The organism is Pseudomonas sp. EpS/L25, assembly GCF_001512295.1.
In the GTDB taxonomy this organism is placed as follows: domain Bacteria; phylum Pseudomonadota; class Gammaproteobacteria; order Pseudomonadales; family Pseudomonadaceae; genus Chryseomonas.
Genome location: NZ_LNUP01000001.1, coordinates 217842 through 240266, shown reverse-complemented (window position 1 = coordinate 240266; position 22425 = coordinate 217842). Strand labels below are relative to the sequence as shown.

The 22425-nt window shown below is 63.9% G+C and carries 28 protein-coding genes; 5 read left to right on the top strand and 23 right to left on the bottom strand.

The features are described 5' to 3' along the window. The first annotated feature begins 51 nt into the window (after positions 1–51). Positions 52–1248, top strand: coding sequence for a tyrosine-type recombinase/integrase (locus AR540_RS01180; RefSeq protein ID WP_059226025.1), 1197 nt, complete (start codon positions 52–54; stop codon positions 1246–1248). A 7-nt stretch (positions 1249–1255) separates the two neighbouring features. On the opposite strand, the gene AR540_RS01175 is transcribed toward AR540_RS01180, so the two are convergent. From AR540_RS01175 to AR540_RS01135, 9 genes are all read right to left on the bottom strand, one after another. Next, positions 1256–1462: a helix-turn-helix transcriptional regulator gene (locus AR540_RS01175; RefSeq protein ID WP_059226024.1), complete on the bottom strand. Its 207-nt coding sequence runs from the start codon at positions 1460–1462 to the stop codon at positions 1256–1258. A gap of 54 nt (positions 1463–1516) precedes the next feature. Then, complete coding sequence (locus tag AR540_RS01170) at positions 1517–1774, bottom strand: hypothetical protein (protein WP_059226023.1); 258 nt, start codon at positions 1772–1774, stop codon at positions 1517–1519. Positions 1775–1848: 74 nt separating this feature from the next. Next, the gene (locus tag AR540_RS01165) at positions 1849–4683 is read right to left on the bottom strand and encodes a toprim domain-containing protein (RefSeq protein WP_059226022.1); all 2835 of its coding nucleotides are present in this window, start codon (positions 4681–4683) and stop codon (positions 1849–1851) included. Between the two features lie 2 nt (positions 4684–4685). Next, positions 4686–4904 carry a hypothetical protein gene (locus tag AR540_RS01160; RefSeq protein WP_059226021.1) on the bottom strand — a complete coding sequence of 73 codons (219 nt, stop codon included), beginning with the start codon at positions 4902–4904 and terminating at the stop codon, positions 4686–4688. Next, positions 4904–5146, bottom strand: coding sequence for a hypothetical protein (locus AR540_RS01155; RefSeq protein WP_059226020.1), 243 nt, complete (start codon positions 5144–5146; stop codon positions 4904–4906). Before AR540_RS01155 ends, AR540_RS01160 begins: the two co-directional genes overlap by 1 nt. A 74-nt stretch (positions 5147–5220) precedes the next feature. Beyond that, entirely contained in the window at positions 5221–5580 is a 360-nt protein-coding gene (locus AR540_RS01150; RefSeq protein ID WP_059226019.1) for a hypothetical protein, read from the bottom strand. Continuing rightward, positions 5577–5954, bottom strand: a complete 378-nt coding sequence (locus tag AR540_RS01145; RefSeq protein WP_059226018.1) for a hypothetical protein — start codon at positions 5952–5954, stop codon at positions 5577–5579. Before AR540_RS01145 ends, AR540_RS01150 begins: the two co-directional genes overlap by 4 nt. 105 nt (positions 5955–6059) lie before the next feature. Further along, positions 6060–6542: a YmfL family putative regulatory protein gene (locus AR540_RS01140; protein ID WP_059226017.1), complete on the bottom strand. Its 483-nt coding sequence runs from the start codon at positions 6540–6542 to the stop codon at positions 6060–6062. A gap of 29 nt (positions 6543–6571) precedes the next feature. After that, positions 6572–6790: a DNA-binding protein gene (locus tag AR540_RS01135; RefSeq protein WP_059226016.1), complete on the bottom strand. Its 219-nt coding sequence runs from the start codon at positions 6788–6790 to the stop codon at positions 6572–6574. Between the two features lie 76 nt (positions 6791–6866). Between AR540_RS01135 and AR540_RS01130 the strand changes: the two genes are divergently transcribed. The 4 genes from AR540_RS01130 to AR540_RS01115 all read left to right on the top strand — a co-directional run bounded on the left by AR540_RS01130 (position 6867) and on the right by AR540_RS01115 (position 9840). Continuing rightward, positions 6867–7220: a helix-turn-helix domain-containing protein gene (locus AR540_RS01130; RefSeq protein WP_059226015.1), complete on the top strand. Its 354-nt coding sequence runs from the start codon at positions 6867–6869 to the stop codon at positions 7218–7220. Positions 7221–7340: 120 nt separating this feature from the next. Next, positions 7341–7802: a DUF2511 domain-containing protein gene (locus AR540_RS01125; RefSeq protein ID WP_153014139.1), complete on the top strand. Its 462-nt coding sequence runs from the start codon at positions 7341–7343 to the stop codon at positions 7800–7802. Positions 7803–8185: 383 nt separating this feature from the next. Then, positions 8186–8614: a hypothetical protein gene (locus AR540_RS01120; RefSeq protein ID WP_059226013.1), complete on the top strand. Its 429-nt coding sequence runs from the start codon at positions 8186–8188 to the stop codon at positions 8612–8614. Further along, positions 8611–9840: a Y-family DNA polymerase gene (locus AR540_RS01115; protein ID WP_059226012.1), complete on the top strand. Its 1230-nt coding sequence runs from the start codon at positions 8611–8613 to the stop codon at positions 9838–9840. Before AR540_RS01120 ends, AR540_RS01115 begins: the two co-directional genes overlap by 4 nt. Before the next feature lie 18 nt (positions 9841–9858). Here AR540_RS01115 and AR540_RS25135 read toward each other — a convergent pair whose 3' ends face one another. The 14 genes from AR540_RS25135 to AR540_RS01060 all read right to left on the bottom strand — a co-directional run bounded on the left by AR540_RS25135 (position 9859) and on the right by AR540_RS01060 (position 22422). Beyond that, on the bottom strand, positions 9859–10326 hold the full coding sequence (locus AR540_RS25135; RefSeq protein ID WP_153014138.1) for a hypothetical protein: 468 nt from the start codon (positions 10324–10326) through the stop codon (positions 9859–9861). 10 nt (positions 10327–10336) lie between these two features. Then, positions 10337–11026, bottom strand: coding sequence for a hypothetical protein (locus AR540_RS25130; protein ID WP_153014137.1), 690 nt, complete (start codon positions 11024–11026; stop codon positions 10337–10339). Next, the gene (locus tag AR540_RS24495) at positions 11023–11856 is read right to left on the bottom strand and encodes a TIGR04255 family protein (RefSeq protein WP_160328322.1); all 834 of its coding nucleotides are present in this window, start codon (positions 11854–11856) and stop codon (positions 11023–11025) included. The genes AR540_RS25130 and AR540_RS24495 overlap by 4 nt, the downstream gene beginning before the upstream one ends. Before the next feature lie 270 nt (positions 11857–12126). Beyond that, positions 12127–13398, bottom strand: a complete 1272-nt coding sequence (locus AR540_RS01105; RefSeq protein ID WP_059226010.1) for a phage late control D family protein — start codon at positions 13396–13398, stop codon at positions 12127–12129. Continuing rightward, entirely contained in the window at positions 13395–13838 is a 444-nt protein-coding gene (locus tag AR540_RS01100) for a phage tail protein (protein ID WP_059226009.1), read from the bottom strand. The genes AR540_RS01105 and AR540_RS01100 overlap by 4 nt, the downstream gene beginning before the upstream one ends. 5 nt (positions 13839–13843) lie before the next feature. Further along, positions 13844–16441 carry a phage tail tape measure protein gene (locus AR540_RS01095; RefSeq protein WP_059226008.1) on the bottom strand — a complete coding sequence of 866 codons (2598 nt, stop codon included), beginning with the start codon at positions 16439–16441 and terminating at the stop codon, positions 13844–13846. Next, positions 16431–16550 (bottom strand): GpE family phage tail protein, encoded by a 120-nt coding sequence (locus AR540_RS24490; RefSeq protein ID WP_082706862.1) that lies wholly within the window; start codon positions 16548–16550, stop codon positions 16431–16433. The genes AR540_RS01095 and AR540_RS24490 overlap by 11 nt, the downstream gene beginning before the upstream one ends. Positions 16551–16558: 8 nt before the next feature. After that, on the bottom strand, positions 16559–16864 hold the full coding sequence (locus AR540_RS01090) for a phage tail assembly protein (RefSeq protein ID WP_059226007.1): 306 nt from the start codon (positions 16862–16864) through the stop codon (positions 16559–16561). Between the two features lie 62 nt (positions 16865–16926). Continuing rightward, the gene (locus tag AR540_RS01085; protein ID WP_059226006.1) at positions 16927–17442 is read right to left on the bottom strand and encodes a phage major tail tube protein; all 516 of its coding nucleotides are present in this window, start codon (positions 17440–17442) and stop codon (positions 16927–16929) included. A gap of 48 nt (positions 17443–17490) precedes the next feature. After that, the gene (locus AR540_RS01080) at positions 17491–18657 is read right to left on the bottom strand and encodes a phage tail sheath protein (RefSeq protein ID WP_059226005.1); all 1167 of its coding nucleotides are present in this window, start codon (positions 18655–18657) and stop codon (positions 17491–17493) included. A 93-nt stretch (positions 18658–18750) separates the two neighbouring features. Beyond that, positions 18751–19182, bottom strand: coding sequence for a hypothetical protein (locus AR540_RS01075; protein WP_059226004.1), 432 nt, complete (start codon positions 19180–19182; stop codon positions 18751–18753). Next, entirely contained in the window at positions 19179–19688 is a 510-nt protein-coding gene (locus tag AR540_RS01070; RefSeq protein WP_153014136.1) for a DUF4376 domain-containing protein, read from the bottom strand. The genes AR540_RS01075 and AR540_RS01070 overlap by 4 nt, the downstream gene beginning before the upstream one ends. Positions 19689–19705: 17 nt before the next feature. Beyond that, the gene (locus AR540_RS01065; protein WP_059226002.1) at positions 19706–21811 is read right to left on the bottom strand and encodes a phage tail protein; all 2106 of its coding nucleotides are present in this window, start codon (positions 21809–21811) and stop codon (positions 19706–19708) included. After that, positions 21808–22422: a phage tail protein I gene (locus AR540_RS01060; RefSeq protein WP_059226001.1), complete on the bottom strand. Its 615-nt coding sequence runs from the start codon at positions 22420–22422 to the stop codon at positions 21808–21810. Before AR540_RS01060 ends, AR540_RS01065 begins: the two co-directional genes overlap by 4 nt. Positions 22423–22425 lie beyond the last annotated feature (3 nt).

Here is a 22425-nt window from a genome sequence, read left to right as displayed (position 1 = left end):
GGTGGAATCACCTTGTTTCCGGCGAACGGCCCCCAGAAACGGACCCCAAACGTGCTCACGGAAAAGCAGATTCGCGCGCTCAAGGCGCGGGAGAAGGAATATTCGGTTTCAGATGGGCGCACGGCGCGGGGCGAGGGTGTCCTGGTGCTGCGGGTGAGGCCCAACGGCACCAAGGAGTTCTACTACCAGCGCCGGGTCGGCGAGCAGAAGAGCAAGCGGAAGCTAGGTAACTGGCCGGAAATGACCCTGGCGGATGCGCGCGATCGTTGTCGCGACGAGAAGGAGGTGGCGGCTGCCGCCGGCACGTTCCAGGAGCTGCTGGATTCGTACCTGGCGAAGCTGGAGGGGGAGGGCGCGGCTTCGGCGGGAAATGTTGCCTGGTCGTTCCGGCATTACGTGTGCGAGCCGTTCCCGGCGCTGGTGAAGCGGCCTGCTTCGTTGATCGGTCCGGCGGACATCCGCGACATCATCAGCCGGATGATCGACAACGGCGTGACCACCTATTGCAACCGCCTACGTTCGCAGCTTCATGCGGCGTTCCAAGCCGGCCTGGAGCAGGAGTACAACCCGCGCAGCTATCTGCAGGTGAAGGTGCGCTTTGGCCTGCAGAGCAACCCGGTTGCCAGCATCCCGGTGCAAGAAGACTGGGAGCAGCCTGGGGACCGGGCGCTATCCAAGGTTGAGCTGCGGACGCTGTGGCAGCTGCTGCCAGAGAAATTGTCGCTCACCACCGCCGAGCTCGTCCGCTTCCTGATCGCTGCCGGTGGCCAGCGGCCTGAGCAGTTGCTCGCGTCCGATCGCTCCATGTACCACGACGATCACCTGGTGATTCGCAGCGCGAAGGGGCGGGTCCAGGGGGAGCGACAGCTGCACGTCGTGCCGTTCAATGAGCCGATGCGGCAGGTGCTGCACACGATGGCCGAGATCGATGAGCACAGCCCCTATCCGTTCCAGGGCCGGGTCCAGGGCCAGCCGCTCAACGTCCAGTCGCTGTCCAGAGCGGTGACCAAGCTCTATCAGCGGCATGAGAAGGCATTCGCCGGTCCCTTCACGCTGCGCGACCTGCGGCGGACCTGCAAGACGCTGATGGCCAGCGCCGGTATGAGCAAGGAGTTGCGCGACCGCATCCAGGGCCATGCCTTCAGCGATGTTTCCTCGAAGCACTACGACCGCTACGACTATTTCGAGGAGAAGCGCGCCGGCCTGCAGGTCTGGGCGGAGTGGTTGGAGCGGAACGTCATTCAATAGGGACCGCTCAGGCAGCCCCGTGATCCTCCCATTGCATCGGATCTGCTTGCCAGGCCGCAATGGCTGACTCACGCCAACCTACCCTACCCGGGGTGATGTTGATCGGCGGTGGAAACTGCTTCGCCTTGACCAGTCGCCAGATGGTGGCGCGAGAAAGGGAGGTGACAGCTACCACCTCTTCCTCCCTCAGGAATCTGTCCAACTTGACGGTCATTCAGTCTCCTCAGGCCCATCGAGGCTGTCAGTGAAGCTCTGGAAGATGCTACCGCTATTCATGGGGGTGCTCCTGGCGACGAGCCGGGACGGCCAGCGTCGTGTTTACCACCTGGGCTTCCTGGTCCGTCAGAGCGCCGAGGGCATTGGCCATGCTTGCCAATGCCAGGAGGTGGATGCGGTCGCTCAGGGTTCGACTGATCTGGTAGCGGATCAATGCCTCGCCGAGCAGGGCGGTTGCCCTGCAGCGGCGGATGAGGATCGGGTGGAGCGTGGTAGGCTGGTTAGTGCTGCTGCTCTGGGTCATTTGCATGATGATTCTCCGGGGGGTGTGGTGGGGCCTGGGGGAGTTGCCGCTCTCCCAGGCCTTTTCGTTTCTGGTGTTCGCTAGCGCGATTTGCCGGCCTTCTCTGCAGGCTGGTAGTAAGGGTTGCTGAAGACCCAGCAGCGAACCTTGCTGGGGCGGTTGTCGAGTGGGGCGGCAGCGCGCTGCAGCTCGCGGATGCGGCTGTCGACGGCCTTGTTGTCGAGATAGCGGAACTGGCGGGAGTCCTTGAGCAGCTCGCGCAAGGTGCTCATGTCAGCCAGGCGCTGGCGGTGCTCAGCGGCGCGCTCGATGAATTCGTTGAGGTTGATGGCCACCTCAGCGGGGTTCTTGCTGTGGTTGACGACCGGGTTTTCGCTGAGCGACTGGAGGTAGTCGTAGACCTGCCAGAATTCGGTGACGACCGGGTTGTCCGCGCTGATGGCGGCTTGGCGTTCCAGGGCGATGCGGACGATGGTGCGCTGGGTCTGGCGGACCATTTCCTGGGGAATGGCCACCACTAGGGAGAGGCAGTCGAGCAGGGCGAGGAACATGGCGTGGTTCTTCACGATCCGCTCGATGCGCAGGTGGCCGACCAAGTCGCTCTGGCAACTGCTGCAGCGATGACTTTCGGCGCCGAGACGCGCACCGCAGCAGAAGCAGGTGTCGCCCAGGCGGCGCAGCTTGGCCTCGTACTGCGGGAACAGCTCGTGGAAGCGGGCCAGGACCTCGGCCTCCTTGCGGGTGGCCAGCAGCAGGAAGTGGCTCAGGGCCTCGCCGTCCATACGGCTCAGGGTGTCGGCCGCGGCGCGGCTCTCGTCGGTCAGTACCGGGCGGGTGAAGTGCAGCTTCACGATCCGGGTGAGGATGGCCTCGGAGGCGCTGACCGGAGCGTTCTGGCTGATGGCGATGGTGCCGCGGAAGGGCGGCTCGTAGGTCTCGTTGCCGCTGGTCTTCATGCCGCGGGTGCGCAGGGTGCCACCGCCGAAGAAGTCCTTGAGCTCGTCCCAGTCGAAGCTCTTGGCGTGGGCTTTCTCGGGGTCGTTGCGGTCGCCCTCGATGAGGACGATGGGCATGCCGGCGACCTGGCCCATGGCGCGGCTGCGGCCGGCGGTGGAGGACTTGGACGGGTCGAAGCCTTCGTAGCCGGCCCGGCCGAACAGCTTCCAGAGGAAAGTCAGCAGCGTGGTCTTGCCGGCGCCGGCCTCGCCGGTGGCTTCCAGGAAAGGGAAGGATTGGTAGCGGGCGCGGATCTGCTCGGCGAACAGGGAGCCGAACCAGAAGGTCAGCGCGGTCAGGCCGTTGGCGCCGAAGCAGGTCCAGAGCAACGGCAGCCAGTCGCTGCGGTAGTCGCCGGCGGCAGGGTTGGGCTTGAGGCCGATGGTCTTTTGCAGGGTCTTCAGGCGCAGCTTGCCGAAGTCGAAATAGTCCTCGTCATTGACCTGGTGCAGTTGGCCATCGCGCACCGCCAGGTCACCGAAAACGTAGCAGCCGTGCTCGCGGCTGTAGCCGACATAGTCCATGGTCTCCACAGTTTTCAGGCCGAAGAGCTGGTCCTTCATGATCTTGTCCAGCTGGGTACCGCTGCCGGTGAAGACGGCGCCGGCGGCCATGCTGAGCAGGCGTTTCTTGAATTCGCTGGCGGCGGCGACCTGGGCGCCGGTGAAGGTGTTCTTCACCGGGGCGCCGTCGTGAGGAAACTCCACGCGGAAGTAGTACCAGGACTCGTCGGTGACCTCATTGCGCTGGAAGTACAGGGCTTGGGGCGCGCAGTTGGCGATCTCCACCACGTTGCCGGCCAGGCGCATGGCCTTGTCGCGCTGCTGCTTGGTTGTCAGCTCGCGGTCTTCGTCGCGCTCGGATTCCTCGAGGTGCGCAAGGGCCTTGTTGTACTTGTCCAGGTCCAGCTTGAACCAGTAGAGGCGGCTCTCGAAGGTGAAGTGGAATTCGTGCCGCTCACGCCATTCGTACATGAGCACCGCCTTTTCCGCGGCGGTGTCGGCCAGTAGCAGAGCGCCGTGGTGGCGGGCCTCCTTAAGGTCTTTCTCGCGGCGCTCGATGCGCTTGGCGTCGTCCGGCTCGAAGGCCCAGCGCTGGTGCAGGTCGTTCCAGTCGACTTTGCGGCCGGGCTGAGGGATCTGCGCTGCCTCGCAGGTGAAGCCCAGCTCGCGAGCCTGGCGTGCCCAGCGGCGGGTGTAGCGGTGGGCGCCAGGCTCGTTGTCCAGAGCCCAGACCAGTTTGGGCAACCTGCCCTGGCGGCTGCTGGCCAGCGCCTTGAGCGATTCCTCAGGGTAGGCATTGCTGCTCATGGCCGAGACGGCGGCGATGTCGTGGTGGGCCAGAGCAATGGCGTCGAAGATGCCCTCGACGATCCAGAGCTCCTTGACCGTCTGCAGATTGAGGCTGGGTGGGCACCACCAGACGCCGCGGTAGCTGGCGCCAGGCTGAAAGCGCGCCTTCTGCTTGCCGAAGCGAGCCGGGCGGTCGATCAGTCGCTCCCAGTAGCCGCCCTTGGCCAGGGGAAACCGCACGGTGGCCGAGCCGAGGCCCTGGGCACGGTCCCAGTAGTTCTCCTGGCTGTACCAGCCCTTTATCAGGGCCAGGTCGAAGCCACGGGCGAATTGCAGGTAGCCGTCGGCGCTGGCAGCCGGAGCGTCGGCGCTTGGCTTGAAACGCTCGGACCAGTCCTCGAACAGCTCGCTGAACAGCTCCTTGACGTGCCAGCTCTGGCCGCACTTCGCCTCGCGGCCGCACTTCACCACCCAGGGGTTGGTGTGATCGGTGAACAGCTCGCGTTTGTGGCAGGCCGGGCACTCGCCTTTGCGCAGGTACTTGGTGCCGCTGATGTGCTGCATCCCGAGGTCTCGCTCGAGGCGCTGGAGCACGTCGACGCGGAGCTGCTGGTCCATCTGACGCATGCTCAGAACTCCGCCGCGTGGCCGGTACCGAGGTCGCGCACCAGGCGCAGGTCGCTGCCCTCATGGCGTTCGGCGTCGGTGGCCAGGATGTTCAAGGCCCGGGCGAGCTCGCGCAGATCGGCGGGGGTCCAGTAGTCCTCTTTACCTAGGGCGCCGTCGTTGGAAACGACCAGGGGCTGGCCAGCGTTGCGGTGAAGGGTGACATCGAGCTGGCGGCGCATCAGTTGGCCTCCTGGGTGGCGAGCTGAGCGCGGATCTGAGCGGCGGTCTGGTAGGCGGCGAGCATGGACGGGAAGCGCTGCAGGATGGCGGCGCGGCGCTTTTCGGTGTCCTCGATACGGAGGTAGCGCGGTTCGTTCCAGTGCTGGTTGACGATGTAGTCGGCGCGGCCCTGGAGCCAGCGGGCGTAGGTCTCAGCGACTGCCGGCGGTAGTTCGATCTGGAGGGAGAGGGTGTTCGGCATGATGTTTCTCGCTGCAAAAAGGCGCAGTTCACCCATACCCACGCAAGGCGGGCATGGATCAGGTATTCAGGGGCTTAGCGGGAGGCGTTCTGTCGCGTGCCGGGGTCTTCGTCGATCAGCGCGTCGAAGATCTCCTGGACGGGGATTCGGTAACGCAGGCCAGTGGCAGGGTTGACTAGGACGACGACGTCGCCGGTGCTGGCGTCGATGTCCAGGAAGCGGTGGCCTTTCACGGCCTCGAGCTGGTCAGCGGCGCGGGCGACCAGGCGCTCGGAAGTGTGCTGCGGGACGCCCATCTGCAGCAGGTACTCAACGCCGCGGTTGAACAGCTGCTGGCTGTGGCCGAGGTGTTCGCCTTCGTGGCGCTGCAGGAAAGCGAAGGCGGCGGCCTGCATGGCGTCGAGGTAATCGTTGGGATGGTTGGTAGTGTTCACGATGCGAGGTCCTCTCTGACGTGCTGCTGCTGCTGCTGCTGCTGCTGCTGGTCTTCGTCGATCTCATCCCTGAGCAAGCTCAGCTGCTCTTCGCGGATGACAAGGTTGTTCTCGTATACCTTCTGCGCCATCTTCCTGAGATGGTTGTTGCTGGGTGGCAACTCACAGGCCGGCGCATTGGGTAGGCCGCTGGGGCTGGCCAGATGGGTCAGCTCGGTGCGGGCGTAGAACGATGCGCTGCAAGGCGCGAAGTGACACTGGTATACCTGCTGGCGGAGGAATACATGGGCGAACCAGCTGGTCCGGCAGACCAGGGGCGCGCCACAGAAGCAGCACCAGAACTGCCCCTTCTTTGGTTTCTTGAACAAAGCCATCTACCTTCCCTGCCGCCATGGGCGGCTCCGGCCTAGCCGGTTTCTGGCGCTCCGCGCCGACTACGTTCCCGCCGCCTTGGCAGGAATTCAGGGTTCGCCCTTGGGCTAGTGTTTGCGGCCGTTCGCCTTGGCCGCATGCAACGTGATGACGGCCCAGACCTCTTCCTCGCGCGCCGCCATGTGTCGGCGGTGGGCACCGAGGATCTGGACGACCTCGTGCTCGTCGATGACGCCGTCCTCGAGCGCCTGGCCGATGATCTGGTCCACCAGGCCGCGCTTGACGGCGGTCTTCACCGAGCGGGCGTAGAGGTCCAGGTTGTCCAGGTCGCCGACCTCGGCCTGGCGGACGAAGAAACCGCCGTATTGGCCGGCGAGGTAGTCCACCAGGTAGCTGGTGCCGGTCTCTTGCTCGAGCAGCAGGATCTGTTGGTCGGTGAGGGGGCGGCAGCCGGCGGTTTCGTAGGCGTGGTTGTCGAATTTCTTAAGCGGCAGGCCGAGGCGGGCGGCGGCGCACTCGCGGCCGCCGGGGTAGGCGCAAATGACGGCGCTGATGACCTGGCGGCGTGTTTCTAGGGCAGGGCGTTTCATCTTCCAGTATCTCCCTGGGCCGGCTGGCCCTATTGTTGCGCCGCAGCGGTGGCCAGGATTTCGCCCTGCTTGATGCCGAGCAGGACGGCCGCGCGGTGGGCTTCACCCCGGCGACCTTTCTTCCGGCCGTTGAGCAGGTCGCTAACCAAGTTTTTGTTCAGCGAATGGGTACGGCAGAACTCGGCGATGGACATGCCCGCGCGGTCCAGCTTGTCGCGGGCTTGCTCGGGAGTAAGGGGGGCGGGCATAGTGTTCATCTGTGTTCAATCGTGTTCATTCGATGCTGATTATGCACCCGAGCGGACGCATTTCAAAGGATTTTGTGTGCAAGCGCGTGCATTGGGCGACAGATTGCGCCAAGAAAGGGACCGCCTGCAGTTGACGCAGGACGAATTAGGTCAACTAGGCGGCGTGAATCGAAATTCGCAGGGCAAGTACGAAAAGGGAGAGCGGAATCCCGATTCCGTCTACCTGGAAGCCGTCGCCGCAGCTGGCGTCGACGTGCTCTACGTGCTGACGGGGAAGCGTCAGCCTCTGGAAGAAGTCTCCCTTGCACCCGATGAGCAGGAAGTCGTCGGCTACTACCGGGGAATGTCCGATGTCAGCAAAGACGCTGTTCGTCGAATGACCTTCGCTCTGGCCGCAGCTGACGGCGCACTGGATTCCGGCAAGGCGTAAGCCCTGTCGGCCCCGGCCATGGGGGCCGGGAAGCATGGATTCCACAAGGAGCAGTTCCATGACCGATCACAATCGCTCGTTCACGAGCTTGCCGTCTGCCTCCAGCACAGGAGGCACAGCATGTCGCTGACACCCTGTAAGACCTGTGGCCACCAAGTGGCCCCCACGGCGAAGGTGTGCCCCGGGTGTGGCGTGAAGAACCCAGGCGTCCGCCTCAAGCACTACCTGTACGGCATTGCCTTCGCCACCGCCCTGGGATGGTTCGTGATCAACGTCCTGGGAGCACCGCCCAAGCAGGACGGCGTGAAGATCACGGCCGAGGAATACGGCGAAGCCTGGCCCTTCACAGTGCCATCAGTGCTGCTGGACTGTGAGCCGCCGGCGTACACCGTGGTTCGCGTTAATGGCGGCACCTACGCGATCAACGGTTCCGCGCGATCCAAGGCTGCGAAGATGGGCTGGCGCGATCTATCGGCGATCTGGCGGGAGGATCCCAAGGCAGTGGGTACCACCACCCCGTGGAAAGTGCCCGTGCCCACGGAGATGATCCAGCGAGCGCTGGATAGCTGTCCCAAGCCCTGAATCCAAAAGCCCGGCCTAGAGCCGGGCTTTTTGTTTCAAGGGTTCCTTAAGGGTTGGCGACCTACGTCACAGAATGTACTGTATGCAAATACAGTATCGCGAGGGTCATGCAACCATGGAGCAGGTGAGATTTCCCCAGGCTGAGCCGCAACAACGTCGAGATGACGATGTATGCCTGGTGAGTGGCGAGCTGGATCTGCTTGATGCCTTTCGTCAGCTGTCCGAGGCCGATCAAGCGCGCGTTTGCCTGTTGGCGCGCAGCCTAGCCTGGGCCGCTGGCCCGTTACCTTCCCGCCGTTAGACGCCGCTCGTCGTATCTCCTGTTGACCTCCTTCTAAAGCCGTCACCTATACTGTTTAAACGTACAGTATCAAGGTGCCATCATGGACGCTTTCAAGACACGGGGTCGCAGACTCGCGCAGCTCGCGCTCTCCCAGGCGCGGCTGAAGATCACCGGCTTCCAGAGCCCGGCCGAGGATCACGCGCAGCTGCCGCTTTCGATCGATGAGGCGATTGGCTGGGGCGCGCCGAACCTCTGGCTCTGGCTGGTGAACAGCGAGGCCCTGGCGGGCCTGAGCATCCACCAGGGGGACGTCCTGGTCGTGGACCGGGCGGGCTCCGTTGAGCCCGGGCGGGCGGTGATCGTGGTGGCCGACTGCGAGCACAGGCTCTGCACCGTCCTCTCTGACCAGGAACGGCACCAGCTGCTGGCGACGATCGGGAGCGATGGCCACCCACGGCCACTCGACCTTATCGGCGAGGTCGAACTCTGGGGCGTCGTGGACTTCCTGATGCGAGACCTACGGCCATGAGCGTCTACGGCCTGATCGATTGCAACAGCTTCTACTGCAGCTGCGAGCGGCTGTTCCGGCCGGAACTGAACGGGCGGCCGGTGGTGGTGCTGTCGAACAACGACGGATGCGTGATCGCGCGCAGCCGCGAGGCGAAGGCCCTGGGTATCGGGATGGGCGTGCCGTACTTCCAGAATCGGGCCTTCTTGCGGCAGCACGACGTGGCCGTCTTCAGCTCCAACTACGAGCTCTATGCCGACGTCTCGAACCGCGTGATGAGAACCATCCAGGGCATGGTGCCGGACCTGGAGGTGTACTCCATCGATGAGTGCTGGGCGGATCTTACCGGCATGCCGGGTGACCTTGAGGCGCTCGGCCGGGAAATCCAGGCGCGGGTGCGGCGCTGGGTGGGCATCCCAGTCGGCGTAGGGATTTCGACGACCAAGACCCTGGCCAAGCTCGCGCAGTGGGCCGGGAAGACCTGGCGCGCGACCGGGGGCGTGGTGGATCTCACCGACTCCCTCCGGCAAGGGCGCCTGTTGCCGCTGGCACCAGCGGGCGATGTGTGGGGCGTAGGTCGCAAGCTGACCACTCGCCTGCAGGGCCTCGGCATCACCACGGCCGAGGATCTGGCCCGGGCGGATCTATCGATGCTGCGCAAGGAGTTCTCTCGCGTCCTGGAGCGAACGGCGCGGGAGCTGCGCGGCGAGCAGTGGATGCGCCTGCATGAGGCGCCGCCGCTGAAGAAGGAGATCATCAGCTCGCGGATGTTCGGCCACCGGGTGTATCACCTCGAGGCGCTGCGCGAGGCTATGGCCACCTACGTGACCCGGGCGGCCGAGAAGCTGCGCGAGCAGGGGTCGCTGTGCTCCACGCTGCTGGTGAGCGTGCAGACCGGCCAGCACGAGCCCGAGGACCGCCGCTACTACCGCAGCCTGGGCATCCAACTCGCTCACCCAACCGACGACACCCGCATCCTGGTGCAGGCCGCGCTGGCTGGCCTGGACCCTATCTATCGCGAGGGCTACGCCTACTCGAAGTGCGCGGTGGTGCTGGGCAGCATCGTGCAGACGGACGAGTTCACCCCAGACCTCTTCGCCCCGGCCGGGCAGGGGCGCCCGAGCGAGCTGATGCAGGTAGTGGATCGGATCAATGCCCGGTACGGGCGGGCAGCGCTGCACGTGGGGCGGTTACCCGCCGATCCGGCGTGGCAGATGCGGCGGGAGCTGTTGTCGCGGGCGGGATAGCTTTCGCTGCTTTAGGAGCTAAGAAACTTTCTGACCAGATATTGAGTACTCATCCATAGCTTTTAGTAACTTGCTACAGATGCCATTAGGTACTCTTCCTTTTATGCTTTTCTTTCCTTGCTCATAAGGAATTATTTCGGCGTGGGCAGGGTTTTCAGGTAATGGGTCTACAGTCACTTCGAATTCGACTGCCGACTCACTTTCGCGTCCAATTGACTTGATAGCTTCAACAGTGATTATTCCGTAGCCCAAAATTGGAGTTTGGCCACCGCCAATTTGATTTTTGAAATTTTCTAAGATCGTTTCCAGTGAAAGTACGGCAAGACGAGAGGCTGACTTGTTGGGCTTATTGAAAGTACTTTTACTGCCTCTGTTAAGCTTGTCGTCCCAGCTCGGTTGATGCAGTGCGATAACAATCGATTCTGCGTCTGGAACCAATTCCCTGATTATTGCTCTGTCGAACAACTCCTGTAGGTTCAACTGCATTGCATGACTCTCAAATGGCCTGGTGCAAATGTTCCTTGAGCTTCTCGTCGAACTCGCGAAACTCAATGCGGTCATCCCAGCCATCTATGTAGAAAGCGTAGCCAGATTCTTCGAATGTAATCTCTGCTATACGATCTTCTTTTGGATTAGAAATTGGCCAGTTCAATACAAGATTGCCCTCATCATCCATGAAGACGCCTACGCCTTTATCTTTAAGATTGTACGCGGTAATAAATTCCGCGCATTTTCTTAAAGAAGCAAGCGATAGAGCCTTGGCTCCTTGGCCATCCCAGTTTTCTTGACAGCCTATCAACATGACTAGGCGATCTGCCGAATGTTGATCAAGTCTTTCTGCGAACGTAGATCTATAGTTCATGGCAAGAACGGCCCTGAGATCAGAAACCATGCATGAGTAGTCTAGTTGCGGCGGCTCGTCCCAAAGGCTGGAGCCGTGGCTGCGAACACGTTCAGAAACTTCAAATGTGGTGCTTACGGTAGAGTTCCACTGAAACGAAGCATAATACTTACGAACCGCGTTTTTAACCTCTCGAAATCCCACATTAAACGTGCGCATTATGTCGTGAGATTCCAGCGTCTGATGCGTGACAAGTCCGTCATGCATTGAGGTGCGATCTCGGAAGACAAAGTCAAGAGTGGTTTCCGAAACAGAATTTTGTAGACGGTAGGCAGTGGTGGTCATATCCGCTCCTCGACTAATTTCATTCTGTCATGAATCGGTTTGGTTAAATCAATGAAAACTGAATGTATGGCATTTCTAGCGGCGGCGAAGGCCTGAAGGATAGAGGCAGAATCCTTCTCGACTTTTTCTTCTACCTCGGCTGTCATTTCAAGAATAATTGCCTTGTCGCCTCTCACATGGCCTTCGGCAAACTTGAGCTGGAGTTCGCCAAATGGTAGCGACTGCACGAGGTGAAGGGTGGGGAGTTTCGTTGGAAGGCCGCCATCAACGTTAGAGAATGCGTCTGGTAGAGTAAGTTTTATACCAAGAACATCTCTTGCAAATTCAAATAGATTCCTACCGTCGGTGTAGTCATCGGTAAATGCATCTACATAGCGGAGTAGTACAGATACCTGGGAGGTTTGTTCGGATAAGAATGGAAGGTCGGAAGCTAGTAATGACTCAATGCCTAGCTTTACTGTAGGCTCAAAGTCCACCCATGAAGTATAAGACGGGGGCAGAGCGTTGGCTGTAAATATTCCAGGTCCGACTTGGTAAAGGGTGGCCGTCTTGGCCGCATTACTCGAATCGGTAAATCTGTATCTGATGATGGGCTCATGAACCAGGCATGGAAAGCCAGGTGGAACAAGTCGTTCAGAGTTTCCATAGCCTAGTTCTGCAACCTTGCGAGTCAGGGTCGAAAACGGAAGCTCATGTTGCTGTATTACTGGGGGCATGACAGGCATGACTGGCATACCCATAGGCAAGCCAGATTGAGTATGGCCAGGTAGGTCCCACCTCAACTCAGCGATGATTTCGATCAGAGGAGAGTTCTCGAAACGTTCGTTCATAGTGCTTCCAAGCAGGGGCTTCAGCCTAATTGGGCAACAGATAATGATGATGTTGACAGTCGACCATCGAATTCTGCTTCCCATCGTCAGGCCCTTGCCTGGTCCTGACGATGATAAGCAGACATTGACAGCTAGCACGTAGAAAAACAAGTACTCAGGTTAAGCTCTGAGATACCTTATGCTTTCCATGTTATTGATTTTGTTGGATTTTTTTAGGGTGCTTGATGGCTCAAAGCTATCATTTTTACGCCGTTCATCGTTTGTTCAGTTTTAAGTGGGGAAATGATCTTTCAGGCGGGTGTATTCCCGCTCTACCGCCCGCTTCGCCGACGCCTTCGTCGCGTACAGATGCCGCAGCCGCCGCGGCTTGCTCTGGTCGCCGGCAGTGAGGGTGTGTTCCTTGCCGGTCTTGGGGTCGCGGTAGTAGGCGATGATCCCGGTGTAGTCGCCCTGGCTCTCGTCGGCCAAGTCAGCGACCAGGTCCTCGGGCAGCTTGGCTTCCAGCTCCAGGCGCGTGGTATAGCCGCCGTCCGCGGTGAGGCTGTGCTGCACGTGGCCGCCGTACCAGATGATGGCGTCGATCTCGGCCTTGACGCCCTGGAGGGTGTAGGTGAGTTCGGGCATGAGTTCCGGTCGGCCCAGGGCCAGTTGGTAGGTGAGAGTGGCGGTGCCGCGCTGCAAGCGATTCCACTCGGCCCGGGCGGCGCGTAGCGCAGAGAGCTGGTCGGCGTAGATGTGGCGCAGGTCCTTCACGTTGTCGCCGCCGCCGGCGATGGCTTCCTGTTTCTTGGCGCTGTTGACGTCGTAGTAGAAGGCGCGGACGGCGTCGTAGCTCTCGCGGTCGGCTTGCAGGTAGCTGTGTTGGTCGCCGTCCTGGCGGGTGAGGGTAACGTGGCCCAGGTCGGCGCCGCTGGCGGCCTTGCCGCCGCCGGCGGGGAGGAACAGCAGACGGCCAGCTTTCACGGTGGCGACGGCGTCGTAGTCCTCGCCCAGGCGGGTGAGCAGGTTGGCGTCCGATTCGCCGGTTTGGTCCAGCTGCAGGACCTGCTGCGCCTCAAGGTCGGATGCGATGACCGGGGTGAGGCCCTGGCGTGCGGCCAGGGTGCGCAGCACGGCGCCGAGGGTGGTGGCGCTGTAGCTCTGGTCGCGCTTGGTCTTGAGGCCCTTGCGCAGGTCGGCGCTGCGGGCGCGGATGCTGAGGACGTCGGGCGCGCCGCTGTGTTCGGTCTCGTCGACGATGTAGCTGCCCTTGTCGACCAGGCCGGTGGTGGACCAGCCGAGCCAGAGGCGCACGGTGGCGCCCCGGGGCGGGATGGCGAGCAGGCCGTCATGGTCGGACAGCACCAGGCTGAGCTGGTCGGCCTCGAGGCCGCGGTTGTCGGTGAGGTCCAGGCTGATGAGCCGCGGGGCGATGAGGGCGCTGATGTCCTTGCCGTCGACCAGGACGCGGTAGCGGGCCTGGGGGTAGCTGGCGCCCTGGGTGAGGTCCTGGGCCACGGCGCGCAGCTGGCCGGTGGCCTGGTCCAGCAGCTCCTGGATCACAGAATCTTCCTGAGCAAGGTGCCCATGCCGGCGAGGCCGACGCCGAGCAGCTCGCGGCCGGTGTCGTCGTCGACGCGCTTGAGGGCGATGCTGAACTCGATGCGACGCGGGGTGCCGTCCTGGAAAAACAACGTCTTGGTCTCGCTGATGCTCTCGATGACCCAGAGTCCATAGATGCGACCGCTACCCTCGATCAGCGGCCAGGCGCCGCCGGTGCCGGCCATGTAGCGCAGCAGGTCGAGGCTGCTGGGCGTGCCGGCGAGCTCTGGGGCGAGCCAGCCGGGTAGGGTGATGCTGTCGTCGCCCTTGCCGAGGAACTGGCGGGCCGGCGCGGCGCCGACGCGGGAGCTGCTGGCATGACGGTAGTCGGTCTGCCGCTGGAGTTCCTGGTAGGCGAGGGTATGCAGGCTGAAAATGAAGTTGCCGAGGGCCATCATCATGGGTGTCAGTCCTTGTCTCTTAGGCTGCTGCGGCCGCGGGCGGCCTTCTGGCTTTCGATGCGGGCAAGGGCGGCCTGGACCTCGCGGGCGATGGCCTGGGCGTCAAGCCCGGGGCCGGCATTGATGGTGATGTTGTAGGTGTCGCCGCTGGTCGGCGCCGGGGCGGCGCTGGCGGCCAGGGGCGGGCGGTCGTCGAAGGTCACGCCGTTGGCCAGCGCCGGGGTGGCGGCAGTGCCGATGCCCAGGGCGACCACGCCGGCGCTGGCCAGCTGCTTGGCGGTGCCGGCTATCTGCGCCAGGGGGCCGTCCTCGCCCTTGGCCAGGCCGACCGATAGACCCTGCATGACGAAATCGCCGAGGGTGGCGAAGACGCGGGATGGCGAGTGGATGTCGAGCTTTTCCTTGAACCAGCCGATGACGCTGTCGCCTGCATTCATCACGGCGTCTTTCACCGCGCCCAGACGGCCGGTGATACCGCTGACCAGGCCGTCCAGGAGCATGCCGCCGAGGTCGGTGAATTTGGCCGGGAGCTCTACTCCGAAGTAGCTCAAGACTGCCGCGAAGACGCGGTAGAAGAGGCCGATGGGCGAGAAGTCGAGGATGAGCTTGGCGATGCCGCCGATCCCGCCGTTGACGCCGGCCTTGAGTTCGGCCCAGAGGCCGGCAAACCAGGGGCCGACCTTGTCCCAGTTGGCATAGATCAGGCCCGCCGCGAGGGCGATGCCGGTGAGGATGGCGAGGATGGGGTTGGCGATGGCGGCCGCGGCCATGATGCGTAGCCCGGTAGCGACCAGGGGCAGGGCGGTTTTGCCAAGGTTGAACAGCAGGCCGATCAGGTTGGGCAGGCGGATGCCGACCTGGGCGAGCATGAAGCGCAGGGCGAGGAAGGGGCCGAGGACGCCAGCCAGGCCGAGGGCGAGGGTGCCGAAGGCGATGGAGATGGCCGACAGCACCGCGGCAACCTTGACCAGATTGCCGGCGAGGACGGGATTTTCCTTGGCCCAGGCGCCGGTCTTGGCGGCCAGGTCGCCGAGCCAGGTGATGATTTCCTTGAGCTGAGGCGCAACGGTCTCGCCCCACGCGGCCTGGGCGTTTGTGAAGCTGCCCGTGGCGGCCTCCCAGACGTTGGACAGGGTGCCCAGCTGCTCATTGACGCGCATCTGCAGATCGGCCTGGGCCTTCATCTTGCCCTGGACTTCCTGGTAGCCGGCCAGTCCCTTGGACATCATGGTGTTGAGCGCGGTTAGGGTCTCGGCGTCGTCGCCAAAGATCTGTTTCAGCACGCCCAGGCGGGTTTCGGTGTCGAGCCCCTTGAGCTTGTCCAGCTGGGCGTAGAGTTTCTCCATGCCGCCGAATTCGCCCTTGCCATCGGTGAAGTCGAGCTTGATGCCTTTTTCCTTGAGCCCCTTGTTGGCCTTGCCAACCTTCGTGGTGTCCATACCCATCTGGAAGATCTTGCGCAGGGCGTTGCCGGCGGCGCCGCCTTCCATGCCGGTCTGGTCGAGCTGGATCAGCAAGGGAGCGAGGGCATTGGCCGCTTCGAGGCCATCTTTCTTGATGATGTCCAGCGCCGGGCTGATCTTGCTGAAGCCCTCGAGCATGTTGTTGGAGTCGACGCCCAGGTAGAAGCCGCGCTGGATGGTGTCCATCAAGCCCATGAGGTCCTTTTCGCTGGTGCGGGTGGCGTCCTGCATCTTGGCGGCGAATTCGGCGGCCTCGGTAGCCGGCATCTTGAGCTGGACGCCCATGTAGGCCGCAGCCTCGCCCATGCCGCCGAGGATGGTCTTGGCCGACATCCCCTGGCGCACCAGCATGGTCATCATTTCCTGGAACTCGGCCGTGGTACCGGGCAGGCGATCGCCCAGGCGGGTGGCCAGGTCGGAGATCTCCTTGAATTCCTTGGGCACCGAGCCGTCGCTCAGCATCAGGGAGGCACGCAACTGGGTGGCCGCATCCTCGGCCGGGGCGAAGGCCTTGATCATGCCCAGCACCGGGCCGCCGATCGCGGCGCCGGTAGCGGCGGAGCTGGCCCCAGCCATGGCGGCGTTGCCCGCGATCTCCTGGCCGCGCTTGAGCTTGCCGCGGGCGCTGGCCAGCTTTTCCTGAGTGCGATTGAGGCGCTCGAGCTTGCCCCGTTGGGTGTCGATTGCCGCATTGGCGCTGGTGAGCTGCGCCTGTAGGCGCGCCTGGGCGCCGCCAAGGTCGCGGGTGTCGACGCCGGCCGAGCGCATGATCGGCAGCAGGCGCTGCAGCTCACTGCGCTGGGCGGTGTGCTTGGCCTGCAGCTTGTCGACGGCTGCGGCCGCGTTGGCGAAGGTCTTCTGGAAGGCGGCGGACGGAGCCTCCATGGCCCTGAGCTGCTCGCGGTACCCGCGCAGCTTCTCCTGGCCCTTGGCGAGGGCCTCGGCGCTCTGGCGCACGGCCTCACGCTGGCGCTGGTAGCCGGTGAGGTCTTGCTGCTGCTGGTTGAGCTCCTTCACGCGATCGCGCGCCTCCTTGAGGGCGCGGGCGGTGGCGGAGCTGCCCCCGGCGATGCGTTTGAGCGGGGCCGTGACCTTGTCCAGGGCGGACAGGAGGACACGGATCTGCAGGTCATTGGCCATCAGGGGCGACTCGTTTGCGGGCGCGTTCGCGCCAGTCCATCAATTCAGCGAGGCCCAGCGCATCGAGCTGGGCTGGTTGCCAGTGGAAGGTGATGGCGAGATCCGCCATCGCATCCTCTACGTGGCGGGGTAGAGCGCCGCCTTGTCGGACTTCTTCAGCAAAAAACCAGCGATCTTCCCGCCCACGTCGACCAGGTCGGCCGGATCCATGGCGCGCAGCTCGGCCTCGGTGAGGGTGGGCTGGCTGATACGCGGGGTCACACGGACGATGGCGTTGACGTCTAGCTGCAGCAGGTCGGACAGGGTGATGCCGCGCAGCTCGCCGGCGTTGGGCTTGCGCAGGGTGATCTGCTCGATGGTGGTTTCGCCACGGACGATGGGCTGGTCCAGGACGACGACGTGCTCGGGGGTGGTGGTGCTCATAGTGGTACTCCAGGTAATAGGCTAGGGCTGGCCCGCCAGAGCGGGCCAGAAAAGGGTAGGGATCAGATGCCGAGGGCGGCGCGCTGCTTGGCCAAGCGATCCTCGCCGCCGACGTTCTCGACGAAGGCCAGGAGGTCGATCTCGATGACGGTTTGGCCGTCCACGGTCAGCTTGTAGTAGCTGCAAGTGGTGGTGATCTTGTGCTCGGTGTCTTCACCAGGCGTGGCCTCGCCCATGTCGATGGTTTCGTGGCGGCCGCGGACGACGATCTCCACCGCGCTGACGTCGCCGGTGTCGTCCTGCTGGTAGGCGCCGGCGAAGCGCAGGGGCACGGCTGCGGCGCCCACGGCGCCGAATTGCTTTAGAGCGACGAGATCCAGGCCGCCGAGGGTCCATTCCAGCTGGATGCCGTCATCGGAGAAACCGAGGTCGGCCTTGACCGGGCCGTTCATGCCGGCGCCGCGGAAGGCTTCCATCTTGCGACCCAGGGGCGGCAGGGTGCAGCCCTTGGCAATGCCGAGGTAGCTGTTGCCATCGTTGAAGAGGTTGAGGTTCTTGAGTTTGCGGGGCATGGCCATAGGGGCGGCTCTCCAGAGGGCGCCCCAGGGGGCGCCGAGTGATCAGGATCAGGCGTTCACGCGGGTCGCGAAGTCAGCCAGGAAACGGTCGGTGATGCGCTGGCGCAGGGTGAGGTCTTCCAGCGGCGGGACGGGGGTGTAGTCGTAGTCCAGGAAGAGCTTGCCGGCCTTGAGCGACTCCTTCTCGTTGGCGTCGGCGTCGTACCAGCACTCACCGCCCAGCAAGTAGCCCTGGCGGGTCAGCTCGCGGAACTTGGCGTTGATGCCCTCGACCAGGTCGCGCACCAGGCTCGGGTGCATCGGCTTGTCCACGGCCCAGAAATGCGCCTCGGCCATGGTGTCGGCCAGCACCTGGGCGGTGCGGGTGTAGTTCTCGAAGGCAAACAGCGGATCCTCGCTGCAGGTGCGCGAGCCCCAGAAGCGGTAGCCGTCGTGGTTGATCAGCGTGGTGACCTCGTTGCTGTTGAGGTAGTCGCTGTCAGTGGCGGTGTCCTGCAGATCCCAGAAGACATCCTTGCTGATGCCGGTCACGCCTTCGACGGTGGCGTTGGACAGGGTCTTGTGCCAGCCGATATCGCGGTCCAGCTGCGCACGCAGCCCCAGGGCCCGAGCGGTGGCATTGACAGTGACGGTCTTGTTCTCGCTGGTGGACCAGGCCAGGAATTCCGGCCAATGCAGCATGAGCTCACGCGCGCCGAACTGATTGCGGTAGGCGACGGCCTCTTCCTTGGTGGCGCAGCCGTTGCAGTTGGCGTAGACGAAGCCGCGCAGCTGCTTGGCGATGGCGACCAGGGCGGTGGTGACGGGCTGGGTGTCCAGGCCGGGCACGCCTAGGATGCGGGGCACCACGCCGAGCTGCGCCTTGGCGGCGAGCAGCGCCTTCATGCCGGTGTATTTGCCCGCAGTGACGCCGCCGATGATGTTCGACGTGGTCTCGGCCGCGGTGGCGCCTTCTGCCACGCGGACCACGACGGTCATGGGCTTGGCCTGGTCGGCGATCGCCTGCAGGGAGGCCGCGAGCGTGCCTTTGGTGCCGGCCTTGCCGACGGCGCCCTGGACATTGGTCAGCAGGACCGGGGTGTTGAGGGGGAATGCGGTGGCATCGGCATCGCTGCCGGTGCAGACCATGCCAACGATGGCGGTGGAAACGGTGGAGATGGACCGCGTGCCCTGATTGATCTCTTGGACTCGCGTGCCGTGATGGTAGTCAGCCATGGGGGGTAAGCCTGCGCAGGTGGGTAGGTGACGCTGCACAGGCTGGCGGATCCGCGCGCGCGGGTCGCGGGGCGGGATGTGTAGGGGTGGCCGCTACACAAGCGAGCCAAGATTCGAGGCCCAGCGGACGGCCTCAGCCAGTTGCCCGGGGCTGTAGCGGTGTGGCTGTTCCAGGTCCAGAACGTGGGCGCAGAACTCCGAGCAGAACCACCGCGACCAGCTCTGGATACCGGCGGGGAGCACCTGGCTGCCGAGGATGCCCAGCCAGTCGTAGCCGGTGCCGGCTTCCTGCTCGAGCAGCTGCTCGACGTGGGCGGTCTGGATCCAGGGCAGAGGCAGGAAGTCCCAGACCGCTGGATCCTGCTCGATCACCTTGGCGCGCACGCCGCCGTCCCGCGGCGAGCTGGTGACGAAGCGGCCGTCCGGCAGCACCAGCTCACAGTGTGAGTAGGGGCTGCGGGTCCAGGCGCGGATGAGGCGGTCGTAGGTGTCACCCGGCGCCTTGTACAGGGCCAGGCGGATCACTGCGGCGCCGTCCAGGTGATGGCTTCGACCTCGGCCAGGGTCTTAGCCTTGGCGACCTGCTGCTCGAGCAGGATCTTCTGGGCGATGCAGGCATTGATGGCGTCCTTGCCATCGGTGCCTACGCGCTGGATCTGGGCGGCGGTGTGCGGGCGGTAGGCCCAGGTGCCTGCGGCGTCCTGACACCAGAAGGGGGTGGTCCAGTCCTCGGCCAGGCTGGGGAAGAGGGAGGCCAGGACGGATGCCTGCAGGTTGCTCTGGTCGGTCAATTTGGCCGGGTAGCGATAGGGTTTGCCCAACGCCGCCGAGTAGAAGCCGGCGGCAATCGCGTTCCCGCAGCCGATTTCTAGCTCGGAAAGCGCCAGGGCCTGCGCGTCTGCCAATGACATCAAAGGGTCGGGCTGATTGTCTTGGGCGACCCAGGCCAGATACCGCAGGTAGTCACTGTTGCGCTCGTCGGCTGGGATGAAGGCGCTGTCTGCCAGGCGGATGACGCCGTCTTCGGCCATTCGGTAGGTATTCATATTTACAGCTCCGAGTCGGCGATGTAATCGCAGGTCCAGACTTGCTGGCCCGTGGTGGAACAGAGGGCGCGGGGTCGGAAACCCTGCTGGTTGGACGAGGCAACCGCTGGGATGCCGGAGTTGGCACCGCTGGTGGCGTTGATGAGCGCCACCGTGGGCGCTGCACGCTTCCGTACGGTCCAGGGGTGCCAGTAGCTGCCGTAGTTAGGGTTGGCGCCATAGGCCTCATAGGCGCAGTTACCCACCTCGTAGTAGGCCTGGCAGAGCACGGCTTCCAGCGTCAGATGGCGGAACTCGAACGGCGTCGCGACCGGCCCTTCCTCGAGCTGGCAGCCCCAGATACCGATACCGCCCGCACCACTGGTAGCGTTGGTGATCGAAAACGCTACACGCAAACCGTTCGCCGTCCCATCGTTGGGCACATCGGCGCTGATAGTGAAAGTTTGCGCTGCCGAACCGATGGCACAGACCTTGGTGGCAATAGTGCTCCAGCCCCCAGCACCGCCGACCGAGGAGGCGGCGGTGGCCGATTTCTGGATGTAGGCGGTCACGGACTGAGCGGTACCGGCATTGGCCTGGAACGAGAAGGTTGCCCGCTTGCCAATCAGTGGAATGGCAACGAAGTCGTCCAGCGTTTGGGCGATGCCCAGCTGGTTACTGGCTGCGGTTGGAGTCAGCAGCAGGTAGGACTTGCCGTAGGGAGCCGAGGCGGCGCCTCGAGAGACGGTGACATTGCTGGCGCTGTCGATCTTCCAGCGGTCGGCGCAGTAGCCAGCGGCCGTGAACGACGTACCGCGTTGCCACAGGTCAAAGTTGCCGTTGATGAGCTTGTTGCGGAAAGCCCACTGACCTGCAATACCGGCGGCCAAGGCATCCACCGCCTCGGCTGAGCCGGCCAAAACGGCCCAGAGGCCTTCGGCGGGAACAGCCACCAGCAGCAGGGAGGTCATGGGCAGCAGCTTGACGGCCCGGGACAAGGTGTCGGCGCCGGCAGGCGTCAGCGCCACCACGGCCGCGGCCGCCACGTTCTTGAGCAAGAACGTGGCGCCCTGTGGGACATCAGCAGTGGCGGGCAGCAGGATGCTGCCGGAGGCAGGAAGGTTGATACGAACCGCCTTGCCGATATCGGTCGCCGCCAAGGCGGTGCCGGCGGTGGTCACGCTCTTGACCGCCGACAGCTCAAGGCCGCGCAACTTGGCAAACTCGGTGGTGACCAGACGCTTGGAGTTGTCGAAGCGATCCGGCGTCGGTCCGGTAGGGCTGTCAGTGAAGGCCGGCGACTTGAGCGGGGCGTAGCCGCTGGTGATGTCAGCGAAGGCCAGCGCCGTGGTACCCAGGGTAATGGGCGCATCGGTGACCAGTTTCCATATGGTGTCGGCCTGGGCGGTGCCCTGCTCAACGTAGACCGTCAGGCCCGGGGTGACCTCGCTGCTGGCGTCGGCATCCAGCGCGCGGGTCCAGGTGCCGGCCGCGACCAGGTAGAGCCCGTTCTGGCTGGCGGTGTCCTGGTTCTTGACCAGGATGCGATCGCCTACGGCCAGGGCTACGCCGTCAACGGTGGTCGTGCCGGACAGCACCAGGTTGGCCGTGGTGGCCACGCGTACCGACTGCTTGTTGTCCAGTCGGTTGACGGCCACGGTGATGGCGTCGTCGACGTACTGCCGGGTGGCCAGCACTACGCTGGGATCAATCTTGAGCTCCACCGCGCTCGCGCTGCTGACGATGAGCACCATGCGCAGCACCTGAGTGCGGCCGGAGCCTTCGGCCAGCTGCGGCTTGTAGCTGGGTGGGGTGTTGGCCACGGCGATCAGGTTGCCGTCTGCATCGATAAGACCCATCTCGCGGATCCAGCTACCGCCGGTGGCCTCGGGGATCACCAGCTCTGCAATGATCTGGCTGGTGTTGCTGGGGTCCACAGCCAGGGTATTGAGGCCGGCGCGATACCACTCACCGACCAGGGCTGTCTGGCTGCGGTTGGGGGTTGGCACAACGCCGCCGCCGTCGCCTACGGCCATCTTGGCGATCTTGAGAGTGGTGTTGAGCGCCGCGGCGTTGGCGAGCTTGGCCTCGCCGATGGCGGTGAGGATGGCGTAGTAGGTCTGGCTCATGGGTAGATGCTCAGGGTGTCGATGCTATGGGTGCCACCGGCGGCCAGCAGGGCTTGGCCGCTGACGACGATGGCTTCGGGTTGGTAGGCGTAGACGGTGAGGATCTCGCCGCTGTAGGCGGCCAGGTGCGGGCCGAGCGAGCCGCGGGCCTCGAGGCTGATGGCCAGGCCCTGTAGGTGGCGGCTGACCGGTTTGGCGTCGTCGATCAGCAGCGACAAAGCGTCGTACATGGCCTCGGTGATGCCGGTGTCGAGGACGCCGATGTCCAGACGGAAGGTGCCTGGCGTGCCCTGCGGGCTTTCCTGCCACCACTCGCGGACGCGGATCAGGTAGCCCAGCGGCTCGACCACCCGGCGCAGGGCGCCGATGGTGCCCTTGTGGGCGTGGACGAAGTAGGCGGACTTGATGACCTGGCGCTTGGTGGCCTCGCTCCAGGTGCTGTCCCAGCGGTCGACCGAGCGAGCCCAGGCCAGATAGGGCAGCAGGGCCACCGGGCAGCGATCCGGGTCGCCTAGGTCGCGGAGTGGGACCGGCACGTCGCCGATGCTGGCCAGGGCCTCGGCGGCCAGGCGCTCCAGGCGCGTGCTGTTGGGTGGGAGCAGGGCAGTCATGCC